The following is a 6618-nucleotide window of genomic DNA, read 5'->3' as shown; positions in this document are numbered from 1 at the left end:
ATTCCGACGAGCAAAGGACCCAGGAGCACCGGCGAGACGCAACGCCGGAACCCCAGGCCGCCCACGTCAGAACCGCCCACCCACGCCACGAAAAGACCTCAACTACCCGCCACGTGAAAGATCGAGGTTAGGGGCGGACCGCGACCCCGATCGCGAACTCGGCCGCCGGCGTCGGCACCCACTTCGGGAACGCCCACTCCCGCTTGGCCCCGTCGACGCGGAATCCCGCGCCGACGATGGTGTCTTCGGTGTGGCGGTGGGTGTGGCAGTTGCCGAGCAGCCGCGGCCACAGCGTCGCGTCGGCGACCCGCTGCAGCCGCGCGCGGGCGCCCGTTCCCGCCACGTGTTCCAGGTAGCGCAGCTGTCCACCCGGACGCAGCATGGAGAACAGCTGGGCCACAACGGCTTCCGGGTCATCGACCGAGCACAGCACCAGCGAGCAGACCACGGCGTTGAACGGTTCGGCGTCGGCGAACCGTTCGACGACGTCGGTGCTCACCACGATAGGCACCGTCGCGCGGACAGCCGCCTGCTGCGCAACCGCGGCCAGCCGGCGTTCGGGTTCCACGGCCACCACCTCGGTGACGGTGTCGGGGTAGAACGCGAAGTTCGATCCCGTGCCCGCCCCGACCTCAAGGACTCGTCCGCTGAGCCCGGCCAGGTTCGCGCGGCGCATCGCGCGCAGCGATTCGGGTTCACGCGAGGCCAACGCCGTCCACAGCCGCGCGAAGAACGGGTTATCCACGGTTTCGCTCATCAACCACCCCTTTCAACCAGGTCATGATGTCCTGCGGTGAGTCGTCCGGCCTGATCGCCCCGGAGATGACGTGACCGCAGCACACCGCCCGCATCAGGCCGTCGGCGAACTGTTCGACATCTCCCCAGGGCAGGTAGGGGCGGGAGATCAGCATCGCCGCGATGCCGTGGACGGCGGTCCACAGTTGCAGCGCCAGCCGCGTCGGGTCCCCCGGCGGGTAGATCCCCTCGGCGATCAGCGCCTGCACCGTCGCGCGCAGGTGCCCGAACGCCGAGCTGTTCAGGGCGAGGTCGACGTCGCTGCCGGGGCTGCCATGCCCGAGCATCGCGATCCGGTACAGCACGGGCGTTTTCATCGCGAATCGCAGATACGCCATGCCCTGGGAGCGCAACACGTCGAACGCCGAGACGTACGCACCGGCCACGGTCTGCATCTCTTCGTCGAGTTTTTCGAAGTATTGGCTGCACACCGCGTGCAGGAGAGCGGTCTTGTCGGCGAAGTGCAGGTAGATCGACGGCGGTGTGACCCCGACACGGTCGGCCACGGACCGAATGGAGACCACCTTCTCGTCTCCGGTTTCGAGCAGCAGTTCGGTTGCGGCGTCCAGGATCTCAGTGCGCAGTTGATCACCGGCGCCGCGGGGTGCGCGGTGCCGGCGGCGCGGTGACGCGTTCGGATCAGCCATTCTCTTTCCCGGTTGCGACCGGTTCCGGGCGCGAGGCGGGGACGCCCACGTCGTCCAGGGTCTCACTGAACCCGATGCGTTCATGCAATTTCGCCAATGGTTTCGGCGCCCACCAGTTCCATCGGCCCAGCACATGCATGAACGCGGGCACCAGCAGCATCCGTACCAGCGTGGCGTCCGCAAGGATCGCCAGGGTCAGACCGACCCCGAACATCCGCATGAACGCGACCTGGGCGGCGATCAGCGCCGCAAACGAGATCGACATGACCAGCGCCGCGGCGGTGACCACCCGGCCGGTGCGTGCCAGTCCGAGCGCCACGCTTTCGTCGCTGCCTTCGGCGGTCGTCGAGCCCGATGCCAGCCAGTACTCACGGATCCGGGAGACCAGGAACACCTCATAGTCCATCGACAGACCGAACGCGATGCAGAACAACAGCACCGGCATGGTCGCGACGAGGGTCCCGGTGGGAGTGGTTCCGAGCGCGCCCAGGTGACCTTCCTGGAAGATCCACACCAGCGCACCGAACGCAGCGGTCAACGACAAGATGTTGAGCACCAACGCTTTCAGCGGCAATACCACACTGCCGGTGAGCAGGAACAGCAACACGAACGTGATGGCTGCGATCACGCCGAGCACGGTGGGCAGCCGCGAGGTGATGGCGTCGGAACTGTCCCTGTTGATCTGAGCCAGGCCGGTCAGCAGTACCTGCTGGCCATCGGGCGCGGCGACGCCGTGCAACCGGTCCAGCTGGACCTCCGACGCATCGGTGAACAACGGCGCGGTACTTCCGATGGTCAGGAACGCACTGCCGTCGGCGATTCCGGTGGCCGCCGACGGCGGACCCACCCTGACCCCGTCGACGAACGTGCCGCCGGGCGAGGACACCGAGGACACGTCCTGAACGCGGGACAGTTCGGCGGCGTAATCGTAGAGCGCTTCGGGGTGCAGACCCTCGGTGTCGGGCAGCACCACAACGACATTGGTCGACGAGTCGACGGCGAAGTCGGTGCGCAGTTCGTCGCCGAGCTGGCGCGCCGAGGCACTCTCCGGCAGCACCCGGTCGTCGGGGAATCCCCAATTGGCGCCGAGGAACGGGGCGCCCAGCACCAGCAGCAGCGCGACGACAGCGGCGCCGATCGGAATCGACCGCCGCATCACGAATTTCGTCGACCGGTACCAGAACATCTGCTCGATCGGTTTGGCCACCGGTTCCGGCCGGCGGAACACCCGCCGGAACAGGCGCCGCACATCCAGCGAGTCGAGCCGGTCCCCGGCGACCACGATCGCCGCCGGTGCGATCAGGATGGCCGCCACCGCGGCGAAGCCGACCACGGCGATGCCCGCATACGCGAACGACTTCAGGAAGTACATCGGGAACAGCACCATCGCCACCATCGACAGCGCGACGGTCATGGCGGAGAACAGCACGGTGCGGCCCGCGGTCATCATGGTGCGCACCAGCGCCGTATCGCGGTCGTGTCCTTCGGAGAGCTCGTCGCGGTAGCGGCTGATGATCAGCAGGGTGTAGTCGATCGCCAGCGCCAGACCCATCGCGATCGTCAAGTTCAGCGCGAAGATCGACACATCGGTGACCATGGTGACGGCGCGCAGCACCGCCATCGACCCGAGGATCGCGAACGCACCGACCGCCAACGGCAGCGCGGCCGCGAGCAGGCCGCCGAACACCCAGACCAGCACGACAAAGCTCAGCGGAATCGCGATGGACTCCATCATCAGCAGGTCTTTTTCGCTCTGCGCGTTGATCTGGACATAAGTCATCGCGACACCGCCCGCGTTCACCGAGACGCCGTCGCGGTCGTAAACCAACTCTTCGGCCAGCGCCTTGGCGTGCTTCTGCGCCTCACTCTCACCGCCGGTGATCCCGGCGACGATCAGCCCGGTCCTGCCGTCCTCGCTGATCAGAGCCGGAGCCGCCGAAGGCGGGGCCGTCCACGCCGACGTCACCGATACGACGTGAGGGGAGGCCGCCAACCGGTCGGCCAGGTCGGTGCCCACGCTGCGTGCCGACGGACTGTCAGCGCCCTCGGCCGAGGTGTCGTCGGTGACGCTGATCAGCATCTCCATGTCACCCTGATCGAACTTGTCGACGAGCACCTGGGTGGCGCGCGCCGACTCCGACGTGGGGTCCTGGAAGCCACCGGCCGACAGGTGCCGGGCCACCGGCGCGCCGAAGATGCCGCAGGCCACCATGACCAGCAGTGCGATGACGAGAACGCGGCGCGGTGCCGCGATGGCCAGTGAAGCGATGCGGTGCAGCACGGTGACCCTTCCCCAGGATTATCGCCGCTAAGTTATCAGCGGTAACTTCAGTCGGTCAACGGGTCGGCGATGAATTCCGCGACCGCATGCGGTCAACCTGTTCATGAGCACGAAGCCCACCCGGAAGCCCCGCAACCCGCTACCGTCAGCGTCGATGACCGAACGCCCCAGCCCGATCGCCGGCTCCGCCGACAGCAGCCCGATCGCCGGCTCCGCCGACGTCGGCCTCCTCATCCTTCGCCTCGGCATCGGCGCGGCCCTCCTGCAGGCCGGCCTGATCAAGGTCTCCGACTTCCCCATGACGGTGCAATTCATGGGCGACGCCGGCTGGCGGCTGCCGGCGTTCGCGGCGTTCATGGTCACCGCCACCGAGACGATCAGCGGCATCGCACTGCTGCTTGGCGTGCTCACGCCGCTGGCCGGCTGCGCCGCACTCGGCGTGATGCTGTGCGCCTGGGCGGTCAATGTGTCCGGCGCGGCGTTCTGGTCCGAACCGTTCAACGTGCCGTTCCTGCTCGGCCTCGGGGCGGCCACGCTGATCTTCACCGGCGCGGGCCGGTACTCCGTCGACCATCGCATGCTGAGCCGCATCGTCTGGTCCACCCGGGTCAGGGTGGCGCTGGTCGCACTCGCGTTCGTCGTCGCCGTACTGACCTGGGTCGCGCTGTACGGCGTCAATCCGATCCACTTCACCGCACCACCCGCACCGGCGGGACCGTGAGCTACCCGCCGGTAGGCAACGAACCTACCCGGCGGTAAGAATTGCCACAGTTTTCCGATACGAGGCTCAAAGATTCCTTAGAGCCCGTGGTTACTGTTCAGTACATGTGGATCGACGACACCAGTGCTGATGTCATCAAGGTTGATTTCGACGCTCTCTACCACGGCGATGTCCTGGTCGAGGGGTTGACCTCCGAGCAGCTCGACGACGAGCAGGTTCTGCCCACCGCGGTGTGAAAGAACGCGCGCCCTCACGGGCGCGCGTCCCTGCGTTATCGAGTTTGCCCGACGCCCGGGCACCTCGGGCGAACCCGAGGTGCGTCCGGGCGATCCGGCGATCACACCCGCTGCGCTGCAGGCATGACCATTTCTGCGAGACGGTTCGAGATCAGATCCTCCGCCTCCCCGACAATGCGGGCGACCAGGTCGCCGACGGTGGGGATGTCGTTGATCAGGCCCATGGCGGTTCCGACGGTCCAGATGCCGGCGTCGATGTCGCCGTCGTCGAACACCTTGCGGCCACGTACTCCGGCCACCAAATCCTTGACGTCCTCGAACTGACCGCCCTCGGCGAGGATCTGCACCACCTCACGCGAGACCACGTTGGACGCCACCCGCGCGGTGTTGTGCAAGCTGCGGAAGATCAACTCCGTGCCCCGCTCGTCCCCGGCCACGATCGCTTCCTTGACGTTCTGGTGGATGCACGACTCGACCGTGCACATGAAGCGCGACCCCATGTTGATGCCGTCGGCACCCAGCGCCAGCGCCGCGGCCAGACCACGCCCGTCGGCGAACCCGCCCGAGGCGATCATCGGGATCTCGATCTTGTCGGCCGCCGCCGGGATCAGCACCAGTCCGGGCACGTCGTCCTCACCCGGATGCCCCGCGCACTCGAACCCGTCGATGCTGATGCCGTCCACACCCAGGGACTGGGCCTTGACCGCATGCCGCACCGAGGTGCACTTGTGCAGCACCTTGATGCCGTTGTCGTGGAACATCGGCAGGTGCGGCGCCGGGTTGGAGCCCGCGGTCTCGACGATCTTGATACCTGCGTCGACGATCACCTGACGGTATTCGTCGTACGGCGGCGGGTTGATCGCCGGCAGGATCGTCAGGTTGACCCCGAACGGCTTGTCGGTCAGATCCCGCGTCTTGGCGATCTCGTTGGCCAGGTCCGCCGGCGTCGGCTGTGTCAGCGCGGTGATGAAACCCAGCGCCCCTGCATTCGCCACGGCTGCAACGAGTTCCGCGCGACCCACCCACTGCATACCGCCCTGAGCGATCGGGTGCTCGACCCCGAACGTCTCGGTGAACTTCGTCTTCAGACTCATCGGTGCCTCTCGCTCTTCGCGCAAGCGCTCATCGGTGCTCCTCGCTCTTCGCGCAAGCGCTCATCGGGGCGCCATCCGGATCGCGCCGTCGAGGCGGATCGTCTCACCGTTGAGCATCGGGTTCTCGACGATGTGCACCGCCAGGGCGCCGTACTCGTCGGGGTCGCCCAGGCGCGCGGGATGCGGCACCTGCTTGCCCAGCGACGCCTGCGCCTCCTCGGGCAGCGAGCCCAGCAGCGGGGTCTTGAACAGTCCCGGCGCGATCGTGCAGACGCGGATCAGCTCGCGCGAGAGATCACGGGCGATCGGCAGGGTCATGCCGACGACGCCACCCTTGGACGCCGAGTACGCCGCCTGGCCGATCTGACCCTCGAACGCGGCCACCGACGCGGTGTTGATGATGACGCCGCGCTCACCGTTGATCGGCTCGGTCTTGGCAATCCGCTCGGCGCTCAGCCGCAGCACGTTGAAGGAGCCGATCAGGTTGACCTCGACGACCTTCTTGAACCCGTCGAGCGGGAACGGGCCGTCCTTGCCCAGCGTCTTGGCGGCGTTGCCGATGCCCGCGCAGTTGACGTCGATACGCAGCGGGCCCATCTCCTCGGCGGCGTCCAGCGCGGCGCTCACCTGCTCCGGGTCGGTGACATTGGCCTCGACGAACTTCGCGCGCGAGCCGAGCGCGGAGACGGCCTCCTCGCCCTTGAGGTCGATGACCACCACCGAGGCGCCCCGGTCCAGCAGCCGCTTCGTGGTCGCCAGACCGAGACCGGAAGCACCTCCGGTGACGACGGCTACGGCGTCTTTGATCTCCACAAAACCAGTCCTTTCCTGACCTTGACTTTGA

At 67.2% G+C, this 6618-nt stretch carries 7 protein-coding genes; 2 read left to right on the top strand and 5 right to left on the bottom strand.

The features are described 5' to 3' along the window. Positions 1 to 127: 127 nt before the first annotated feature. From ACXMYJ_RS20770 to ACXMYJ_RS20760, 3 genes are read right to left on the bottom strand one after another with little or no spacing between them, the layout of a single operon-like run. Complete coding sequence (locus tag ACXMYJ_RS20770) at positions 128 to 757, bottom strand: class I SAM-dependent methyltransferase (RefSeq protein WP_460358725.1); 630 nt, start codon at positions 755 to 757, stop codon at positions 128 to 130. Further along, a complete protein-coding gene (locus ACXMYJ_RS20765; protein WP_460358724.1) occupies positions 738 to 1442 on the bottom strand; it encodes a TetR/AcrR family transcriptional regulator in 705 nt (234 codons plus the stop codon). Before ACXMYJ_RS20765 ends, ACXMYJ_RS20770 begins: the two co-directional genes overlap by 20 nt. Further along, positions 1435 to 3723, bottom strand: a complete 2289-nt coding sequence (locus tag ACXMYJ_RS20760; protein WP_460358723.1) for an MMPL family transporter — start codon at positions 3721 to 3723, stop codon at positions 1435 to 1437. Before ACXMYJ_RS20760 ends, ACXMYJ_RS20765 begins: the two co-directional genes overlap by 8 nt. A 154-nt stretch (positions 3724 to 3877) precedes the next feature. Here ACXMYJ_RS20760 and ACXMYJ_RS20755 point away from each other — a divergent pair, with 154 nt between their 5' ends. After that, entirely contained in the window at positions 3878 to 4444 is a 567-nt protein-coding gene (locus ACXMYJ_RS20755; RefSeq protein ID WP_460358722.1) for a DoxX family protein, read from the top strand. A 104-nt stretch (positions 4445 to 4548) separates the two neighbouring features. Further along, positions 4549 to 4680, top strand: a complete 132-nt coding sequence (locus ACXMYJ_RS20750) for a hypothetical protein (RefSeq protein ID WP_260754814.1) — start codon at positions 4549 to 4551, stop codon at positions 4678 to 4680. A 101-nt stretch (positions 4681 to 4781) separates the two neighbouring features. Here ACXMYJ_RS20750 and ACXMYJ_RS20745 read toward each other — a convergent pair whose 3' ends face one another. Continuing rightward, positions 4782 to 5774, bottom strand: coding sequence for an NAD(P)H-dependent flavin oxidoreductase (locus tag ACXMYJ_RS20745; protein WP_460358721.1), 993 nt, complete (start codon positions 5772 to 5774; stop codon positions 4782 to 4784). Between the two features lie 60 nt (positions 5775 to 5834). Beyond that, positions 5835 to 6587 (bottom strand): 3-hydroxyacyl-CoA dehydrogenase, encoded by a 753-nt coding sequence (locus ACXMYJ_RS20740; RefSeq protein WP_460358720.1) that lies wholly within the window; start codon positions 6585 to 6587, stop codon positions 5835 to 5837. Positions 6588 to 6618 lie beyond the last annotated feature (31 nt).

The sequence above is a fragment of the Mycobacterium sp. ZZG genome, assembly GCF_054786995.1.
This window is presented reverse-complemented; position numbering and strand designations above follow the sequence as displayed.